At 50.8% G+C, this 19130-nt stretch carries 24 protein-coding genes; 23 read left to right on the top strand and 1 reads right to left on the bottom strand.

Features of this window, described 5'->3' with window-relative positions; all coding sequences use genetic code 11:
• The first annotated feature begins 359 nt into the window (after positions 1–359).
• The 12 genes from IJ22_RS11065 to IJ22_RS11010 all read left to right on the top strand — a co-directional run bounded on the left by IJ22_RS11065 (position 360) and on the right by IJ22_RS11010 (position 9062).
• Positions 360–953 carry an RNA polymerase sigma factor gene (locus IJ22_RS11065; RefSeq protein ID WP_062408848.1) on the top strand — a complete coding sequence of 198 codons (594 nt, stop codon included), beginning with the start codon at positions 360–362 and terminating at the stop codon, positions 951–953.
• Positions 950–1585 (top strand): zf-HC2 domain-containing protein, encoded by a 636-nt coding sequence (locus IJ22_RS11060; protein WP_062408847.1) that lies wholly within the window; start codon positions 950–952, stop codon positions 1583–1585. Before IJ22_RS11065 ends, IJ22_RS11060 begins: the two co-directional genes overlap by 4 nt.
• Positions 1586–1666: 81 nt before the next feature.
• Positions 1667–2269, top strand: coding sequence for a histidine phosphatase family protein (locus IJ22_RS11055; RefSeq protein ID WP_062408846.1), 603 nt, complete (start codon positions 1667–1669; stop codon positions 2267–2269).
• A 132-nt stretch (positions 2270–2401) separates the two neighbouring features.
• Entirely contained in the window at positions 2402–3520 is a 1119-nt protein-coding gene (locus IJ22_RS11050) for a hypothetical protein (protein ID WP_062408845.1), read from the top strand.
• A gap of 111 nt (positions 3521–3631) precedes the next feature.
• Positions 3632–4150, top strand: coding sequence for a gamma carbonic anhydrase family protein (locus tag IJ22_RS11045; protein WP_054818293.1), 519 nt, complete (start codon positions 3632–3634; stop codon positions 4148–4150).
• A gap of 45 nt (positions 4151–4195) precedes the next feature.
• Positions 4196–4387, top strand: a complete 192-nt coding sequence (locus tag IJ22_RS11040) for an IDEAL domain-containing protein (protein ID WP_054818294.1) — start codon at positions 4196–4198, stop codon at positions 4385–4387.
• Between the two features lie 106 nt (positions 4388–4493).
• On the top strand, positions 4494–4958 hold the full coding sequence (locus IJ22_RS11035) for a DUF2487 family protein (protein ID WP_373864958.1): 465 nt from the start codon (positions 4494–4496) through the stop codon (positions 4956–4958).
• A gap of 244 nt (positions 4959–5202) precedes the next feature.
• Positions 5203–5748, top strand: coding sequence for a Rieske (2Fe-2S) protein (locus IJ22_RS11030; protein WP_054818296.1), 546 nt, complete (start codon positions 5203–5205; stop codon positions 5746–5748).
• 19 nt (positions 5749–5767) lie between these two features.
• Complete coding sequence (qcrB, locus tag IJ22_RS11025) at positions 5768–6439, top strand: menaquinol-cytochrome c reductase cytochrome b subunit (protein ID WP_054818297.1); 672 nt, start codon at positions 5768–5770, stop codon at positions 6437–6439.
• A 62-nt stretch (positions 6440–6501) separates the two neighbouring features.
• Positions 6502–7395 (top strand): c-type cytochrome, encoded by an 894-nt coding sequence (locus tag IJ22_RS11020; RefSeq protein WP_062408844.1) that lies wholly within the window; start codon positions 6502–6504, stop codon positions 7393–7395.
• Positions 7396–7457: 62 nt separating this feature from the next.
• On the top strand, positions 7458–8141 hold the full coding sequence (locus tag IJ22_RS11015) for a DUF1405 domain-containing protein (protein ID WP_062408843.1): 684 nt from the start codon (positions 7458–7460) through the stop codon (positions 8139–8141).
• Positions 8142–8186: 45 nt separating this feature from the next.
• A complete protein-coding gene (locus tag IJ22_RS11010; RefSeq protein WP_074726817.1) occupies positions 8187–9062 on the top strand; it encodes a sporulation protein YpjB in 876 nt (291 codons plus the stop codon).
• A 12-nt stretch (positions 9063–9074) separates the two neighbouring features.
• Here IJ22_RS11010 and IJ22_RS11005 read toward each other — a convergent pair whose 3' ends face one another.
• Positions 9075–9944 carry a YitT family protein gene (locus IJ22_RS11005; RefSeq protein ID WP_062408842.1) on the bottom strand — a complete coding sequence of 290 codons (870 nt, stop codon included), beginning with the start codon at positions 9942–9944 and terminating at the stop codon, positions 9075–9077.
• Between the two features lie 166 nt (positions 9945–10110).
• On the opposite strand from IJ22_RS11005, the gene IJ22_RS11000 reads away from it, so the two are divergent.
• The 11 genes from IJ22_RS11000 (at position 10111) to panD (ending at position 19046) form a co-directional block, all read left to right on the top strand.
• Complete coding sequence (locus tag IJ22_RS11000; RefSeq protein WP_054818300.1) at positions 10111–10440, top strand: nucleotide pyrophosphohydrolase; 330 nt, start codon at positions 10111–10113, stop codon at positions 10438–10440.
• A gap of 97 nt (positions 10441–10537) precedes the next feature.
• The gene (locus tag IJ22_RS10995) at positions 10538–11056 is read left to right on the top strand and encodes a tetratricopeptide repeat protein (RefSeq protein ID WP_062408841.1); all 519 of its coding nucleotides are present in this window, start codon (positions 10538–10540) and stop codon (positions 11054–11056) included.
• 37 nt (positions 11057–11093) lie between these two features.
• A complete protein-coding gene (dapB, locus tag IJ22_RS10990; RefSeq protein WP_054818302.1) occupies positions 11094–11894 on the top strand; it encodes a 4-hydroxy-tetrahydrodipicolinate reductase in 801 nt (266 codons plus the stop codon).
• 99 nt (positions 11895–11993) lie between these two features.
• Complete coding sequence (locus tag IJ22_RS10985) at positions 11994–12413, top strand: methylglyoxal synthase (RefSeq protein WP_171005824.1); 420 nt, start codon at positions 11994–11996, stop codon at positions 12411–12413.
• Positions 12410–13108: a bacillithiol biosynthesis deacetylase BshB1 gene (bshB1, locus tag IJ22_RS10980; protein ID WP_054818303.1), complete on the top strand. Its 699-nt coding sequence runs from the start codon at positions 12410–12412 to the stop codon at positions 13106–13108. Before IJ22_RS10985 ends, bshB1 begins: the two co-directional genes overlap by 4 nt.
• A 36-nt stretch (positions 13109–13144) precedes the next feature.
• Positions 13145–14311: an N-acetyl-alpha-D-glucosaminyl L-malate synthase BshA gene (bshA, locus tag IJ22_RS10975; RefSeq protein ID WP_062408839.1), complete on the top strand. Its 1167-nt coding sequence runs from the start codon at positions 13145–13147 to the stop codon at positions 14309–14311.
• 14 nt (positions 14312–14325) lie between these two features.
• Positions 14326–15636, top strand: a complete 1311-nt coding sequence (locus IJ22_RS10970) for a CCA tRNA nucleotidyltransferase (RefSeq protein WP_235594309.1) — start codon at positions 14326–14328, stop codon at positions 15634–15636.
• A complete protein-coding gene (locus IJ22_RS10965; protein WP_062408838.1) occupies positions 15633–16604 on the top strand; it encodes a biotin--[acetyl-CoA-carboxylase] ligase in 972 nt (323 codons plus the stop codon). Before IJ22_RS10970 ends, IJ22_RS10965 begins: the two co-directional genes overlap by 4 nt.
• A gap of 272 nt (positions 16605–16876) precedes the next feature.
• On the top strand, positions 16877–17743 hold the full coding sequence (gene panB / locus IJ22_RS10960; protein ID WP_062408837.1) for a 3-methyl-2-oxobutanoate hydroxymethyltransferase: 867 nt from the start codon (positions 16877–16879) through the stop codon (positions 17741–17743).
• Positions 17744–17764: 21 nt separating this feature from the next.
• Complete coding sequence (panC, locus tag IJ22_RS10955; RefSeq protein ID WP_062408836.1) at positions 17765–18634, top strand: pantoate--beta-alanine ligase; 870 nt, start codon at positions 17765–17767, stop codon at positions 18632–18634.
• 28 nt (positions 18635–18662) lie between these two features.
• Positions 18663–19046, top strand: a complete 384-nt coding sequence (gene panD / locus IJ22_RS10950) for an aspartate 1-decarboxylase (protein WP_054818304.1) — start codon at positions 18663–18665, stop codon at positions 19044–19046.
• The last annotated feature ends 84 nt before the right edge of the window (positions 19047–19130 follow it).

Below are 19130 nucleotides of genomic sequence, written 5' to 3'. Positions count from 1 at the left end.
TTCTCTCCACTCCTATCCGAATAATGGCACAATGTGCAACCGCCTGATGATTCAGGCGGTCTTTTTTTTGTAATTTTCACGAGTTGGCGGACATGTTCATGTTGTAAGCTTCTCCAGCATATCTTATTTTGATAAACTAATCGTAGTATATATTGTACATCTTTATCGGGGAGACCCTATGAAGTTGTCGATAAAGAAGGAATTTTGGCCTTATACCACGAATAGTATAGCATCTAAGAGCAACAAAGTATCATTCTCATTTTTTTTTTCGAAACTACCGCAACTTTTATACTCCCCCTACAGTACAAACAAGTAGTATCGCTGGGAGTAAGCAGGAATCACAAGGAGGGTCGAATTGCATGACCGATTCCCAGTTGATCAGAGAAATCAAGGACGGCAACGTCCAGCTATATGATGAATTAATGCGCCGCTACGAACGTAAGATTTTGGCATTCATCTTTCACATGCTGAAAAGCTCGCAGATGGAATCTCTGGCGGAAGACCTTTGCAACGAAACGTTCTATAAGGCTTATAAAAGCCTTCATTCGTTTCGTGAGGTCGAGGCGACCTTCTCCACTTGGCTGTATACCATCGCGCGCAATACGGTGTTAAGCGAGCTGCGCAAACATAAAAATATAAAGGTTTCCTTGGAGCAAAGCGGATATACGCCTCAAACTTCTTTGGACACGCTCCCGGAACAAACCGTTCTGCGGAACGAGAGAGTTTCTATGGTAAGGGATGCCATAAATAATCTGCCTGAGAAGCAGCGATCCGCACTAATATTGCGTGAATACGACCAGCTTGACTACCAGGAGATTGCCAATATTCTCGGGCAGACGGTAAGCTCGGTCAAATCTTTGTTATTCAGGGCAAGGGCTAGCGTAAAGCTTCAGTTGGAACCATACTTTCTTGAACCGATATTTGAGGAGTATGAGGGGATGAATCGAAGATGAAATGCGAAGACATACATGAATGGTTCGGCGTCTATTGGGATTTGCCGGAGCACGATTTAATAAGGCAGGCGGTGGATGAACATATCAAGCATTGCAAGGCTTGTGAGGAAGAGTTCGAGATCTGGCAGGAAAGCACGCAACTGATTCGTTCTACCGCCAATGATGAGCCTGTCGTGTCATTGGAAAAGTCGGTTTCCTCCAGTGTGATGAAGCGGATATACGAGGATGAGTCTTGGCGAATTCCGGCCCACGACCGGCTGCATCCATTCTCATACAAATTCCGCCGCAACCTTACGGCGGTCATCTCCTTTTGTATTGCGCTGTTCGTCTTCACTTTTGTCTTTTCTCTATCTCATGAGATGAGCATAGATGCTGCTCCTCCTCTTGCTCAAGAGTCCAGCGTATTCGGCCGGTTGGGGGACCCGGTTGTGGTGGCGGCTAGCGGCGGGGGGGAATCGTTGAATGTCCACGCCATGCCAACGGCGGTAGCCAGTCTGAAAGGATTTAACGAGCCGTTCATGTATCGTGTCGGACCGATTCAGACGGTGAATGATTATATGTTGTTCGTCTCGTTGTTCGGTTTGACCTGTACTTTACTGATTATGAACTGGTTGACACGCACCAAAATCTAGCGGACTTCGGACTGGCACTACCGTCCCCCGAGGGCCGTTTCTTTTTTTGACTGAGCTTTTAGAAGGGATGTTGAAGACAGGATGACTGTACTTGGATTCGTAAGGCATGGAACGACAGAGTGGAATTTGGCGGGTCGTATGCAGGGTCAAATGGATACGCCTTTGGCCGAGGTCGGTCGGATACAGGCGCGCTTGTTGGCCGAAAGGCTGCAGGGAGAAGACTGGGACGCGATTATCTCGAGCGATTTGATCAGGGCACGGGAGACGGCGCAGCTGATAGCGGACATTACAGGATCGCCTTTTATAGGGGTAGATTCGAGATTGCGCGAGAGAGCTTTCGGCCAACTGGAAGGGACGACGACGGAGGATCGCCTTTTAAGATGGGGGGAGAATTGGCGCGAGCTGGATTTGGGCCTTGAAAGTGATGAAGCGCTTCTGGCGCGTTGGCGGTCATTTCTTTTGGATATGGAGCGGGATCATCGGGGGAAACGGATTCTGATCGTCAGCCACGGGGGATATATCGCACCTGTTCTTGCTTCTTTCTTGGGTCAGCCCATAGAGGAGCATTTAAAAAATACGTCTCTGACCGTCATCGAACGTGTAGAAGAAAGCTGGCATTGCCGGCTCTTAAACTGTACCTCTCACTTGGTGAAGCTGGAGCAGGAGCAAGGTCAAAGTATTTGAAACCAACGGGTTCTTATGCAAAGCAAGATGCTGCATGGGAATCCGCTTTTTTTTGCAATTTTTTTCATATCGCGTTTAAAACCGGAACATTTTCCTATAATGGGTATTAAGAAGTTCTGGAGGGACAGACGCATGAATCTAGCCGACATGTTAAGCTATGCGGATATCCATGAGCTGAGCCGCATCGCCGTTACGTATCATTGCGAGTGCAACGGCCATTCGAAAAATGAGCTCATCCAGTCGATCTTGTGTGCGGTAGGACGGCGGGAGGTTTTCGATACTCAGGTTGAAGCCTTATCGATCGAAGACATCCGTTTTCTCAACTCGCTCTTGTTTGACCAGCGCGGGTCATTCAGCTTGGAGGAGCTGATTGCCCGGGTGCAGCAAAGCCGATTTACGAAGGATGACGAGAACACGGCTTGGAATCCGCGCGAAATGATTTCACGCTTCAAGCAAAGGGGATGGTTGTTCAGCGGATATTCCCATCAAACGCGATACTTGTTTCAATTGCCCGCCGATTTAAAAAGCAGATTCATTCTCGTACTGGCCAGGCAATTTCAGCAAAAGCTTCAAACGACCGAAGAGCCGCCCGTCTACCGGGACGAGCAAAGATTTCTGGCGGAGGACATCTGGAGCTTTCTTCATTTTCTCCGGAGTCAGGAAGTCATTCTTACTGCTGAGAATGTCATGTACAAACGCAATCTCCAGCAGATTCTGGAACGCTTGGCGGTCAGGGAAGACCCTGTGGGCAAAACCGCATGGAGATTCGGCTACGGCAGAATGTTCCGTGAGTATCCCAATCGGTTTTCTTTTATTTACGATTACTGCTACTACAACGATTTGATTACGGAACACAACCAGGTGCTGGCACTCACAAGCAAAGGCGAAGCGAAGGTGGACGAAGGCCAAAAAGACGACCCGTTCCAAGTTTACCGTTTCTGGTTAAGGCTGTATAAAGGCCCTATTCCCAACCTTCAATCGTTGGTCCATTGGTTAAGCCGTTTAGGCAAATCATGGGTTACCTATCATTCGCTAAGAGAGGTGTTGACTCCATTGATTCGGCCTTACTACTACGATACGGCCGATTCGATCCTGGACCAGCGGATTATCCAGATGATGATGCATCTTGGACTTTTGAGGATAGGCGAGGACGAAAGGTGGGGACGCGTCGTTCAGGTCACTAAGCTGGGCAGTCACATTATTGAAGGAACGTATGTGCCCGACGAAGAAAAGATTACCATTGATGTTTGACAATTGACAATCTTTGAAGGTCTTGCTACAATCACTCCAAAAATCGAGGCTGCTGTATCGCGGCGGAGCATCCGGCCTTCACAGCACCCTATCCAAGGAGTGTAACGGTTCATGCTGCACAGTTATAACGGTATTCTGCCCCAGATTCATCCAACGGTGTTTCTGGCGCCCGGTGTACAAATTATCGGTGATGTTATTATCGAAGAAGGGGCGAGCATCTGGTACAACACCGTGCTTCGGGGAGATTTGGCCCCCATTCGGATCGGAAAGCGAAGCAACATTCAAGACGGCTGCATCGGCCATGTGAATACCAATCAGCCCTTGATCATCGAAGATGAAGTGTCCGTAGGACACGGTGCCATCATTCACGGATGCCATGTAGGCAAAGGCACATTAATCGGGATGGGGGCGATTGTACTTAACGGCGCTTCCGTCGGTGAATATGCTTTAATAGGGGCAGGAACGCTTGTGACCGAGAACAAAATAATCCCCTCGTACACGCTTTCTCTCGGATCGCCGTCAAAAGTGGTTCGGGAGCTGCAAGAGAAGGATCTGGAGCGGATGAAGCGGACGATGGAGAGCTATTGCGTCAGAGGTTCTGAGTATCTGAGGGGCAGCCTTAAGCAGTAAGTGGTGTAAATGGATGATTATGACCCGGTTTGGAGGTAGGTTCTTATGGGCAAAATGAACGTGACAAACGACATGATGCTGAGTTTGTTTGCAGAAATGTTGCTTGACGAAGCGCTGCGTAAATACAAAGAGGAAATATTATACGAAGAAATAGATCAGGCATTGGCTAATGGTGACGAACAATCCTTTATTGCCCTAACGACCGAACTGAATACACTGAGAGACTTGGGTGAATGAATCCGGAATAAATAGAGCTAGCGCCAATGATGACATTTCTTTGAAAGACATATGAAGATAGTTCATATGTCTTTTTTTCTGTGCTAAAGTGATACAGGGAAAGAAGGTGAAATCATTGAAATTTAGCGACATTGAGGAGCAGACATGGGACGAGCTCCGTCCGTATCTGGATACGGCGGTACTGCCGGTTACGGGATTAAACGGAGGGGAGACGCCTTGGGAGGCCACCAGGGAACTGGAATATTTACGCGATGCGCTCGACTTGATTGAGATTCCGTTCAAAGGCCGTATCGTAACGTATCCCGCCATGCATTTTGCAAGCGCCACAAGGCAGGAGTCTGGCAGCTTGCTGCTGGACCAGGTCTGTGAAGGCCTCAAGAAAACCGGCTTTCGGTTCGTTGTTATCGTAACGGCCAAGTCTGAACCCGAGTTTGGGGAAGGGTTCCTTGAAACGAAACATGCCGATTTGGTTCTGCGTTTTACGCCGGAGGAACTCAGAGTTTCCGGCAGCGAATTGAAGCGCCAAGCGGCGGAATTGATGGCAAACCTGTGGAATGGAAGTCTGACCTAATGACGCATGTATGATTCATGGAAATGTTGAGAATTCTATGTAACAGCCTGGCACATTACCCAACATCGCCAGTTGTGACAATTTCGTTACATGTAGCTTCGACACTTCAGATTACACCTAGGAATAAGCAGACTCCATTCTTGACGCCCATTGAGGTGTAGGCTATTATTAGTAATGTCCTAGTGTATGGTGTAAAGTTATGTCGAACGACTGATATATGTTGCAAAAAGGGGGTAGAACGAGAATGAACGATCACACGAATCAAGAGACGCAGCATCACGGCGATAAACCAGTCAAACGTCGTGAAATGTCCAGACGCCAGTTTCTTTCTTACACCCTCGGTGGAGCAGGAGCATTCATGGGCGCAGGGATGCTGGTTCCGATGGTTCGCTTTGCAGTGGATCCGGTTCTTCAGCCTAAGTCGCAAGCTGAATGGGTAAAGGTTGTGGAAGAGTCCAAAGTTACGAACGAGCCGAAATCCTTCAAGTTCCAAGTGCATCAAGTGGACGGCTGGTACGAAAGCAGTCCTGAACTCGAAGCATGGATTGCAAAAGGTCCGGACGGCAAAATCTTTGCCCTGAACCCGACATGCAAGCACTTGGGCTGTACGGTAAACTGGAATGGCAGTCCGCAATTCCAGAACCAGTATTATTGTCCTTGTCACGGTGCGCATTACACAATTGACGGAAAAGCATTAGCCGTAGCGCCACTGCCGCTCGACGAATATGAAGTGAAGATCGAGAACGGTTTTGTGTATGTTGGTCAGCTCGGACCTAATAAACGGGTGTAATAAGGAGGCGTAGCATCAGATGTTTAAAGCGGTTTATAACTGGATCGATGAACGCCTGGATATCACGCCGATGTGGAGAGACGTAGCGGACCACGAGGTGCCGGAGCACGTTAACCCGGCTCATCACTTCTCCGCTTTTGTATATTGTTTCGGCGGCTTGACGTTCTTTATCACAGTTATACAAATTCTGTCGGGCATGTTCCTGACCATGTATTATGTGCCGGATATCATCAACGCTTATGCAAGCGTAGACTATCTGCAGCATAAGGTGGCTTTTGGCGTGATAGTACGCGGGATGCACCATTGGGGCGCCAGTCTCGTTATTGTCATGATGTTCCTACATACGCTTCGCGTGTTCTTTACTGGATCCTATAAGGCTCCCCGGGAAATGAACTGGGTTGTCGGGATGCTGATATTCTTTGTCATGCTGGGTCTTGGTTTGACGGGATATTTGCTGCCTTGGGACAATAAAGCTTACTTCGCAACAAGCGTTACGCTTAAAATTGTTGAATCCGCACCGTATATCGGTCCATATTTAAAAACCCTCCTGCAAGGCGGGGAAATCGTAGGGGCGCAAACGTTAACGAGATTCTTTGCATTGCACGTGTTCTTCCTTCCGGGCGCATTATTGGCTCTGCTTGCAGGACACTTCTTCATGATTCGCAAGCAAGGTATTTCCGGGCCGCTATAAGATTTCCGTAAAATTTGCAGCTTACGGTTTTCTACCAAGAAAACGAGAAGGAGGAGCGTTCCGTGGCTCATGGTCATAAATCGGACGAGAAAATCGTTTACGTTGGGGATTCACGCGTTCGAGTAAAATCGACGAAATTGACTCCGCAAGATTTTTCTGCTTACCCTGGAAAATCGGAAGTATTTGTTCCGAACTTCCTTTTGAAAGAATGGATGGTCGGCGTTGTCGTGCTGGTTGGTATTTTGGCTCTGACCGTGTCTCATGCGGCTCCGCTCGGCTATCCTGCTGATCCGACGAATACACAGTTCATTCCGATGCCGGACTGGTACTTCCTGTTCATGTATCAGCTTCTCAAATACCCGTATACTTCGGAAAATTTCGTGGTGCTGGGTACCGTTGGTGTTCCGGGTATCGCGTTCGGTGCTTTGCTGTTGGCTCCGTTTCTGGATACGGGCAAGGAAAGACGCTTTTACAAGCGGCCGATCGCATCCGCTTTAATGTTTTTGAGCTTGATCGCTTGCACCTATTTGACGGTCGTGTCCTGGAGCCACTATCAGGCAGAGCTCAAGGAGAAAAATATTATTCCGGAGCATATCAAACGTGAAGAAGAAATGCACGCCAACAAAGGCACATCAGGCGGCGCAGGCGGGGGCGGAGCGAAGCCGCCCGCACAGCAAGCCGCTGCAATTGTAGCTCCTGATGATCCGGCAGCGCAAATTTATGCGAAGTCGACTTGCCTTTCCTGTCATGGCGGGGACTTGAAGGGAATGCCTTCGGCCAAAATCCCGGCGCTTCGCGGAGTGGGAGACCTTCACTCCAAGGATGAGATTTTGGGAATTATCCATAACGGTATTGGTCAGATGCCTGGACAATATGATGCCAACATTGGCAAAGGTCTGACACCGGCCGAAATCGAACAGCTTGCGGATTGGCTCTCCAGACAGAAAAAACAATAACAAGATAAAACCTGACCGCTAATGCGGTCAGGTTTTTTTAGAAAGAAGAGGAGGAGTCATTGTTGTCAATCAGGGGCTGGACTTACTTTTTCTCACGCGAGTTTCTGGGCAGCCGGCAGATGCTGTGGACCTTGTTTTGGGTGAACTTCCTTGGTACGATTTACGGATACATATGGTATGGCAATCAATTAAAGTTCACCGCAGAAAACATGTCTCCGCTTTATCTTCCCTTTGTCCCGGACAGCCCTACGGCCAGTTTGTTTTTCACTTGGTTTCTGCTGATTTTGCTGCTGAGAAGAGCGAACGATAAAGATACCGGACGGAAGCCGTCTGGCGGATTACGAAGTTTTGTAGAGGCTTTTGCCGTTATTACTTCATTTAAATACGGGATATGGGCAGTAGCCATGATCATGGCAGGAGCGTACCAAGGGGACCGGCTGGTTTGGCAGGATTGGATGCTGACGTTTTCACATCTGGGGATGGCGATGGAAGCATTGCTGTACTACCGTTTTTACCGTTTCCGATGGATGGCGGTTCTTTTCGCAGCCTGCTGGGTGCTTCTGAACGACATCATGGATTACGCCGTCGGCATTTATCCATGGCTCCCGGAGGTGCTGGAGGATGATCTGACTCCGATCGCCTCTTTTACGATGTTGTTAAGCTGGGCCAGCATTGCCGTGGCTTTGCTTCTCTGGAGATGGAGGGTACGGAAGGAACGGAAGGAGACCGGTACAAAATCGGTCTAAATGTGGACATCCTCCCATACGATGTTTTTAGGAGGGGATGTACCAATGTTCGGAGCTTACAACGTGAAGCGGCTCGGTCTGATCATAACGGCGCTGCTCGTTGCTGCTTTGCTCGGCGGCTGCAGCGGGAATGACAAGGACAAAAATGAGGCGGAGGCGCCAAAGCCTTCCCAGGAGCAGCTTCAGAAGGCCGATCTGTTGAACCGTACTGCCGATGATATGTATCAAAAACTGCTGCAGGGAGAGGTAGAGGATAGCCGAATCGTATTGCAGCAGCTGACAGACCAAATATCTCAAATTCGTTATGAGGGATTGACTTCGGCTGAAGGAATGACCGCTCTGACCCAAACCGTTACCGATGCACAGCGCATTTTTGGTTTGGCCAAGGTTCAGCCTGAAGATCGGCAAATCGCCGCGGCAAAGGTTCGGCTGGCGGCCGATGCGCTAACACACCCCACCCAGCCGTTATGGCTTCAATATTACGACCGTCTTCAGGATGACGTTACCGGTGTGGAACAAGCGGCTAAAAGCCAAAGACAGTCGGATTTACAATCGGCTTCCTCCCGGTTAGAGCATAATTACAGCATTGTGCAGCCCAGCCTGGTTATTGGACGGATGCCCTCCGATGTGGAGAAAATGGATTCGCTTGTCGCGTTCGTCCGGTCACAGTCCCTGCTTCAGGGCGAACCGTTCGATGACGTGCTCAATGCCGTCCCTGCCATGCGGCAAATGCTGGACAAACTGTTTATGAGACAGGCAACAACAGCCTATCTGCCTTATCCGGAGCCGCAGAATCCGATTCTGTGGACGCTGACGTTCGGGTTGATCATTTTGAGTTCACTTGCTTTTGCCGGGTGGCGGCTCTCCAAAAAGAACGACGGTCTTGTGCCGGTTCGCCGCAGCAATGACGATACGCGTTAGTTCAATATGGACTTATTTAGGCTTGAAGCCTTCTCCAACGACATCGTGTACCTCCGTTATGATAATGAATGCGAGAGGATCGATGGAACGGACAAGGTCTTTAAGCCTTTTCATTTCACTGCGGGCCACTACACAGTAAACAATATGCTTCTGCTGTTTGGAATAAGCGCCCACAGCCGGTAATAATGTGGCTCCCCGATCGAGTGATTCCGTAATGGCGGCGGCGACAGCTTCCGACTGGTGGGTAATAATGGTGAAAGCCCTGGCGGCATATGCTCCTTCAATCAGAATGTCGATCATCTTGGAAGCGATGAAAACAACAACAATCGTATACAGGATTTTCTCTTTCGGCAGGAAAAAGAGAGAGGAACCAATCACGATAACGTCCATCGTCAGGATAATCTGCCCTATACGCCAACCTTTCAGTTTATGGATGACCCGGGCCAAAATATCGGTCCCCCCGGTTGTTCCTCCAAAACGGAAGACGATGCCCAGGCCCAATCCCAGTGTAAATCCGGCATAAGCGGTGACCAGAAAGTAATCGTGCTCCGTCCGAAAGGGCACAAGCCAACCGCTGCCGATCAGCCGTTCCATGATCCAGAGAAAAAACGACAAAGAAAGTGTACCTATGATGGTGTATGCCATGGAGGATTTTCCTAATATACGCCAGCCCAAATAAAACAGCGGAACATTCATGCAGAGCGTGGTCAGGGATGGCGGAAAACTGAAAATGTAGTTCAAGAGCAGCGCAAAGCCGGTCAGCCCTCCCTCCATCAGTTCATTCGGAATGACAAAATAATGAAGCCCGAAAGCATATACGGCCGTCCCGATCCAAATCGGGATGATGTTTTTGGCATGGGTGGAAGCTTCAGAAAACCGCATGATTCAACTCCATTCGTTTCAGATGAACATGAAATTCGGTATAATATAACGGTTCCCTTCTTTTTCAAAAAAAATTTGTCATGACGGCGTGTTTTGCGTTAACATGATGATAATGCGCTCTTATGGATAGAGAATGATTTAATGAAGGCAGGTGAACGTTAGGATCATGTCCGATAAATCGTTAAAGGACCTCCAGCAGGAGGTGCATGAATACATATCCCAATTTAAAGAAGGGTATTTCAGTCCCTTGGCCATGATGGCCCGAATGTCGGAAGAGGTTGGGGAGCTGGCCCGGGAAGTGAATCACCGATTCGGGGAGAAGCCGAAAAAAGCTACGGAAGAAGAGAACTCCATCGAGCTCGAACTGGGCGACATTTTGTTTATCACGATTTGCTTTGCCAACTCCCTGGGGATTGACCTTGCCGAGGCACATGACAAAATCATGCATAAGTTTCGCACGCGTGACGCCGATCGGTGGACTCGAGTGGACACTTAACTTCATCTTTGTCATATAGTGTACCATCACCTTATATGCTGCAGACCTCGTCCAGGAGGGAACATGCTTCGGACGGTTTGGAGAGGAGATGGTCATTATGGACGGGGAGAACGCCATAAAAAAAGCATATGAATCGATATTACAGCACGACTTCGAAAGGGCGATTGCATGGTTTGAACGCGCGATTGCCCTGGACCCGCATTGTGCGGCGTATCATTATAAGCTGTCCATCACATTTGCCCGCAGCAATAAGCTCGATAAAGCGATTGGTCATGCGGCGCAGGCCGTTCGGCTTGAGCCGGAGGATGAGCATTATTCGTTTCACCTGCAGCATCTTCAGGCCAGGAAATTGATATTGCATGCTGAAAGGCTGTTCGAGGAGCAGGATGAACGCTTGTGGTTGGCCGTCGCGCTGCTTCAACAGGCTGTGGAGCTTGATCCCCTGGCCATTGAGGCATTCCTTCTGCTGGGTATTGCGTATTATCGCCTTGAGGAATACAGTTCGGCGGTGAAAGCGGTCAAAGAACTTTTGAAGCTGGACCCTCAGCACGCTATAGGCAAAAGACTGCTTAAAGATTATGATTTAAAATGGAAACAATATATGAACAAAGGATGAACTCCAAATCGCAGGAAGAAAGGAACGAAACAACGAAATGACTCGAATTAAAGTGGCTGTGGCCGGTGCAAGCGGCCGTATGGGACGTGAAGTCGTAAAGATGGTGCTTGGCGATCCCGAACTGGAATTAGTGGCGGCGGTTGCACGCTCTACGACAAATATGGATGCAGGAAGACTTGTTGGTCTGGAGCCATGCGGCGTTCAGGTTACGAATGATTTGGAGCTGGCGCTCGTCGAATCAAAGCCGGATGTGCTGGTCGATTTCACGACTCCCCAATCGGCTGTTGTGAACACAAGGCTGGCCATCAAGCACAAAGTTCGCCCTGTAATGGGAACGACGGGCTTTACTCCTGAAGATATAGAGGAGCTGGACAAGCAGTGCAAAGCGGAAGGCATTGGCGGGCTCATCGCGCCTAATTTCTCGATCGGTGCCATTTTGATGATGAAATTTGCCGCTCAAGCAGCGAAATATATGCCTCATGTAGAAATTATCGAGTACCATGGGGATCAGAAGCTGGATGCTCCGTCGGGTACCTCGGTAAAAACCGCTGAATTGATCTCCGAAGTGCGCGAGGAGCTCCGCCAAGGGAATCCGAAAGAGGAAGAGACGATTGAAGGCGCGCGCGGCGGTTATTACCAAGGCTTCCGAATTCACAGCGTTCGGCTTCCGGGCATTTTTGCCCAGCAGGAAGTCATTTTTGGCGCCTTCGGTCAAACGCTGAAAATCCGCCATGACTCATACGACCGCGCGGGCTACATGCCCGGGGTGAACGTTGCCGTCAAAAAAGTGATGGAGTATGCGGGCATGGTGTACGGATTTGAGCATTTTATCGATTAATGAATAATGAGGAGGACATGGATCAGGCCGCAAGGTCCGTTCGAGTGTCCTTGTTTGTAGGGAAGCGGCAGAGCAGAAGAGGAGCTGGATGACATGCCTATGAATATTGCACTGATTGCACATGATCGCAAGAAGGATGAAATCGTTAATTTTGTAACGGCTTATGAATCTGTCTTTGAGCAACATCGTCTTTATGCCACGGGAACGACGGGAACACGCATTATGGAGAAAACCAAGCTGAACGTGCACCGTTTTATGTCGGGGCCGCTTGGAGGCGACCAACAGATCGGAGCCATGGTAGCCACCAATGAGATGGATCTGATTATTTTTCTGCGCGATCCGTTGATGGCTCAGCCTCATGAGCCGGATATTATCGCGCTGCTCCGGCTTTGCGACGTGCAGGGAATCCCGTGTGCGACGAATATTGCAACTGCTGAAATACTGGTCAAGGCACTGGATCGGGGAGATTTTGCCTGGAGAGAGCTCGTACATAAATATAAGCCGGGTGTAGACGGATGAAAGAATCGTTGGACTTGCTCATATTCGGCGCTCATCCGGACGATGCTGAAATCGGAATGGGCGGCACCATCGCTAAGCATACGGAGCAAGGGCTCCGTGTCGGTGTTTGTGATTTAACTTCAGCTGAAATGTCTTCCAACGGAAACGTGGAAACCCGACGTAAAGAAGCGGCGGAAGCGGCGGAGCGGCTTGGGCTTGCGATGAGGAGCAATCTGGAGCTCCCGGACCGCGGTCTTTATCTGCTGCCGGAATATGTGGAGCGCATTGTGCTGGAAATTCGCAAATGGAAGCCTCGCGTCGTATTCGCTCCTTATTGGGAGGATCGGCATCCCGATCACATCGCGTGCAGCAAGCTGGTGCAGGAAGCTTTGTTCAATGCGAAGCTTAGGAGGTATATACCGCATGTTCCGGCGCATACGGTTCAGGAGAGCTACTTTTATTTTATTAACGATGTCATTCCGCCGGATGTCATGGTAGACGTAACCGCTGTCTATGAGAAGAAGCGCTCTTCACTGAAAGCCTACCGCTCGCAATTCGAGGCGGCAGGCGCCGGGAATGATTACGTCCATACCCCGCTAAATCAGGGCTACCTGGAGCGGGTAGAGGCCAGGGATCAGCTGCTTGGCCAGCAGCGTTCGGTGCCTTATGCCGAAGGCTTCATCAGCAAACTGCCTTACTTGACGAATTTGTTTTAAGACGTATATCGATTGTGATCGAGGGAGGCGCGCAGGATGGAACGGTTGAAAATCGGAATTACGTGCTATCCTACGTTGGGCGGTTCAGGAGTCGTAGCCACAGAACTCGGAAAGCTGCTTGCGGAGAAAGGGCACCAGGTTCATTTTATAACCCACAGCATGCCGTTCAGGCTGGGAAAATTCCATAAAAATATTTTTTATCATGAAGTGGAAGTCAACGACTATTATGTATTCAAATATCCGCCTTACGATCTTTCGCTCGCGAGCAAATTGGCGCAGGTGGCAAAGCAGGAGGAACTGGATTTGCTCCATGTGCATTATGCGATCCCTCATGCCGTCTGTGCGCTGCTCGCAAAGCAGATGGTGGGTTCTCACCTCAAGGTGGTCACGACGCTGCATGGGACCGATATTACCGTGCTCGCCGAGGACGAGTCTCTCAGTGATTTGATCCGGTATGCGATCAACCAAAGCGATGCGGTGACGGCGGTTTCCCAGGATTTAATCCGGGAAACGCGCCAGCTGCTCGGGATTGAGAAGCCGATTGATCTGGCCTACAACTTCGTAGACAAACGGGTGTATTATCCGCGGGAGGTTACGGCGCTTCGCAAGGAATTCGCCCACCCGGATGAAAAAATATTGATCCATATCTCCAACTTCCGACCGGTAAAACGGGTGATGGATGTGGTGGACATATTCGAACGGGTTCACCGGGACATACCGGCCAGATTGCTGTTTGTCGGCGAAGGGCCTGAGCTTTCCAAAGTACTGTGCAAGGTGAAGGAGTTCGGTCTCCAGGAGCGCGTCACATTTTGCGGCAAACAGGATGATGTGGCGCAGCTTCTGTCGCTTGCCGATCTTATGCTGCTTCCCTCGGAAAAGGAAAGCTTCGGCCTGGTGGCGCTGGAGGCCATGGCCTGTGGAGTGCCGACCATCGCATCGAATGCCGGCGGCATCCCCGAGCTCATCACACACGAGGAAACCGGATATTTGGCGGACATTGGCGATGTGGAGCAGATGGCTTCTTATGCACGTATGCTGTTGACGAACAACGAAATGTATCAGCGCATGAGAGAGGCTTGTTTGTATCGTGCGAGATATACCTTCTGTAACGACTTGATTACACGCCAGTACGAAGAACTTTATTATCGGGTGCTCGAACGCCCTGTACCTGAGGCCTTGAGCGCAAAACCTCTGCAATGTTGAAAAGGAAAACGGAAATGATGACCGAATCGTTAAGAGAAAAAGCGATGACCATTGTTCACCGGCTGACGGACAAGGGATTTGAAGCCTGCCTGGTAGGCGGCTGTGTCAGAGACGAACAGCTTGGCCGTCCTGTCAAAGATTATGATATTGCTACATCGGCCAGACCCGAGCAGGTTATAGCGCTGTTCGAGCGGACCGTACCGACAGGATTGCAGCACGGGACCGTCACCGTGATCATCGGCAAAAGGCCTTTTGAAGTCACGACCTTCCGCAAGGAGGCAGACTATGAAGCGTTCCGTCGCCCCAGCGAAGTGGAATACATCGACAGCTTGCTGGAGGATTTAAAAAGACGGGATTTCACCATGAATGCCATGGCTATCGACCGCGAAGGCCGGCTGATCGATCCTTTTGGCGGCAGAGCCGATTTGCAGCGAGGCGTGCTTCGCTGTGTCGGAGAAGCGGAAGAAAGATTTCGGGAGGATGCGCTTCGCATGCTGCGGTGCATTCGTTTTGCCGCGGAGTATAACCTGCAGGTGGACGGACCGACCTGGGAGGCGCTGATCGCCTGCATGCCTCTTCTGCGGCACATTGCCATGGAGCGCGTGCGTTTGGAGCTGGAGCGGATGCTGGCAGGAAACGATCCGAATCGGGCGCTCGAGCTGCTCTCTCGGTCACGGGCCCTGGAGCATGTAAAACGGGAGCTAAAGCTTGCGGCAGCCATAGGGCCCGACAGCATCACCGATTTAAAACGGATTGCCCGTGATGAGCTCCGGTGGGCCTACCTTTATCTCCGTGCAGGCGTCTCTCCTGCTGAAGCTGCAGAAGATATGAAAACCTTGACCTTTTCCAAGCAAATGATGGAGGAGATCAAGCGGACCGCGGCGGCTGCGGATATGCTGGCACACGGGCTTGAGCGGCTGGACCGCTCTTCTGCTGAAGAGGAAGAGTACAGACGGCTGTGGCTGCGTACCGCTTTACAGTATGGCCGTGAAACGCTTCGAGGCATCCGGGAATTGATGGCTGCTGATGCATTATGGTTTGCAGCGAGGTGCAGCAGTCCGCTGGCCGCCGGGGCGGTTACGCGGTGGTGCGATCACGGACACGGTTGGCTTCAGACGATGCCTGCAGGAGAGTTATCGGAATTATCCGTTACGGGACAAGCTGTACTTGAGCGCCTGAAGGCGAAATCCGGACCATGGACCGGCAAGCTGCTGAACCGTTTGCTGGAGCTAGTCGCCCTTGGAGAGCTTCCGAATGAAACGGAGGCGCTGCTTCAGACGGCGGAGCGGGAATATGTCACGATGCAGAAGAAGGGGACCCTATGACCGATCGACTACTGGAGCTGTTCGAGCAGTCGAATGGAGCTTTTCTGTCGGGGGAAGAGCTTAGCGAACGATTGCAAATCAGCCGGACCGCCGTATGGAAACAAATCGAAAGACTGAGGCAGCAGGGGTATCGCTTTGAGGCTGCACCGCGCAAGGGGTACCGTTTGCTTGCGAAGCCCGACATATTCGATCTGCCTGCTTTTATCGGCAAGCTGCAAACGGAGCGCTTCGGAAAGCATGTCAAATATTACGATGAAGTGGATTCCACCCAAACGGTTGCTTTATCGCTGGTAGCGGAAGGGGCCCCTGAAGGAACGCTTGTTCTGGCTGAGCGCCAAACGGCGGGCCGGGGCCGGATGGGCAGACAGTGGCACTCTCCGAAGGGCAAAGGTCTTTGGATGAGCATGATCCTGAGGCCGAAGCATATCCCCTTATCGTTCACTCCTCAGCTCACGCTTCTGGTTTCCGTTGCCTTATGCCGTGCCATCCGCGCTATAGTCCCTGTGGAGGCCGGCATCAAATGGCCCAATGACTTGCTGATCGGCGGACGAAAAGCGGCCGGGATTTTGCTCGAATCCAGCGCGGAGAATGAGACGCTTCAGCATATTATTGCCGGTGTAGGCATCGGGGTCAACCTGGAACCGGACGATTATCCCCCCGAGCTGCGTAATGTGGCTACATCGCTCTTTATCGAGGCCGGATACCGGATTGACAGAGTGGAGCTGCTTTGCCGCTTTTTGCTGGAATGGGAGCAGTTGTATGCCCTGTACCATGAGCAGGGATTTGCCCCTATAAAGCTTCTTTGGGAGGCACTGTCAGTATCGCTTCATAAGCCGATTCGCTGCCAAACCGCACAAGGCCTTGTCGACGGGTACGCTGAGGGGATTGACGAGCTGGGGGCACTTGCGATCAGACTGCAGGACGGGACGATCAGGAAAATGTATTCAGGCGATGTCGAATTCAGGTGACTTTTCATGTAATGATTGGTATAATCAACACACGGAGGCAGTATCCGGCCGGAATTGCACTCCTGCGTTTTGTGTTTTCCCAACTGAAAAGCTGCTTTATGCTATATGTCGGATTCTGCTCTGAGCCTAACCGGACCGAGACAGAAGGATCATATGACACAGAACATGTGACCTTTTAGCCTCTGCTTTCCCGGCTAAAAGGTTTTTTGCTTTTGCAACAATCCGGCCGTTCTTTGAAATACTATGAACAAAAAGGTGGACGGAGGTGCTTTATGGAAACACGTAAACCGATAACGACGGCGAAACTGCAAAAAATGAAGCAGGACCGGGTTCCGATCAGCATGATGACGGCCTACGATTATCCATCCGCCATGCTGGCGGAGCAGGCAGGCATCGATATGATACTGGTGGGAGATTCGCTGGGCAATGTGGTGCTTGGTTATGATTCGACCATTCCGGTTACGCTGAATGACATGATTTATCATTCCAAAGCGGTGACGCGAGCGGTGAAGACGACCTTTGTCGTAACGGATTTGCCTTTTATGACCTATCACGGAAGTATCGATGAAACGTTGAAGAACGCGGCCAGGCTAATGCAGGAGGGGCACAGCAAAGCGGTAAAAATGGAAGGCGGCACGGAAATCGTGCCAGCCGTGAAAGCCTTGGTGCAAGCGGGGATTCCCGTTATGGGACACATCGGTCTGACTCCCCAATCCATCCATCAAATCGGAGGCTATAAGATCCAGGGGAAAACCCCCGCGGCTGCACAAAAGTTAATGGATGATGCGAAGGCATTGGAGGAGGCCGGAGTCTTTGCGATTGTGCTGGAGCTGGTCACCGATCAGCTTGCGGCACATGTCACCGAACAGCTTTCCATCCCTACGATAGGCATTGGGGCAGGCGCTTCCTGTGATGGCCAAGTCCTAGTATTTCACGATTTGCTCGGGTATGGAGGAGAGCTGCATCCGAAACGTTTTGTCAAGCAGTACGCGTCGATAGGCGAATTGATCCGCAGCGGCATCCGCCAATATGTCGATGAAGTGAAAGGACGCCGCTTCCCGGCTCAAGAGCATACGTTCCGTATGGAAGAAGAATTTGCGGCAAGCTTGTACGGAAGCGCTGCTTCCCCCAGAAGTTAAAAGATCGGAGAAAAGGGACTTATGCATACCGTAAAGCATATACAGGAGCTTAGGCAATTCATCCGTCAGACCCGATGGAATCGGCCGGAGGCTCGAATCGGATTTGTACCCACGATGGGATATCTTCATCAAGGCCATCAATCGCTGCTTGACACCGCGCGGCGGGAATGCGATGTCGTTGTGCTCAGCATTTTCGTTAATCCCATTCAGTTCGGACCGAATGAGGATTTCAGCCGCTATCCGAGGGATGAAGAACGGGATATGGCTATCGCGCGTGCCGCCGGAACCGATATTGTCTTTTTCCCGCAAGTAGAGGAGATGTATCCTGCTCCCACCAAAACGATCGTTTCTGTCTCCGGAATAACGCAGCGGCTGTGCGGAGCTTCACGTCCCGGGCACTTTGACGGGGTTGCGACGGTCGTGACCAAGCTGTTGAATATCGTGCAGCCGGATTACGCTTATTTCGGAATGAAGGACGCACAGCAGGTGGCTGTCATTGAACAGATGGTTTATGACCTGAATATCCCTGTCACGATCGTACCCTGTCCTACGGTTCGGGAAAGCGATGGACTGGCCATGAGCTCGCGCAACGTATACTTAACTGCGGAGCAGCGGCGTCAGGCTGTCGTCTTGTCTCAGGCGCTCGATACCGCGGAGCGGATGATCCGGGACAAGCGCGACGGACTCTCGGCTGACGAGCTGCGTGAAGCCGTGACCGCAACCATTCGCACGGCTCCGCTCGCCGAGATAGATTATGCGGAAGTGTTGAGCTATCCGGCATTGGAACCGATCCGCGCTTTGTCGGAGGCCGATCGAATCATTGTGGCCTTGGCCGTAAAATTCGGGAGCACCCGTCTGATCGATAACCGTTTGTTTCACCTGAGGGCGTAAGAACATATATGTACAGGAGGCGGAAGCCGTGTTTCGCACCATGCTGAAATCCAAAATTCACCGTGCAACCGTAACGGAAGCAAACCTGAACTATGTCGGCAGCATTACGATCGATCAGGATTTGCTCGATATCGTCGATATGCTGCCGAACGAAAAAGTGCAAATCGTCAACAACAATAACGGTGCGCGCTTCGAAACGTATATCATTCCGGGACCCCGCGGCTCCGGCGTCATCTGTTTGAACGGAGCGGCGGCCAGACTGGTCCATCCGGGAGATACGGTCATCATTTTATCTTACGTAATGCTGTCCGACGAGGAAGCGAGATCGCATACTCCCCGTATTGCGATCATGGGCGATCAGAATAAAGTCATCAGTGTGCTGAAAGAAGAAATTCATTCCACAGTGCTGTAGAGAGAATGAAACAGGGCGGGGAGACAAACAATGAAGATACAATAAGTCGAGGGCCGAGGCAGGGATCAATAAGCCCTGACTATG

Source organism: Paenibacillus naphthalenovorans (assembly GCF_001465255.1).
GTDB lineage: Bacteria > Bacillota > Bacilli > Paenibacillales > NBRC-103111 > Paenibacillus_G > Paenibacillus_G naphthalenovorans.
The sequence above is the reverse complement of the archived record's forward strand: the minus strand, read 5'-3'. Positions and strand labels throughout refer to the sequence as shown.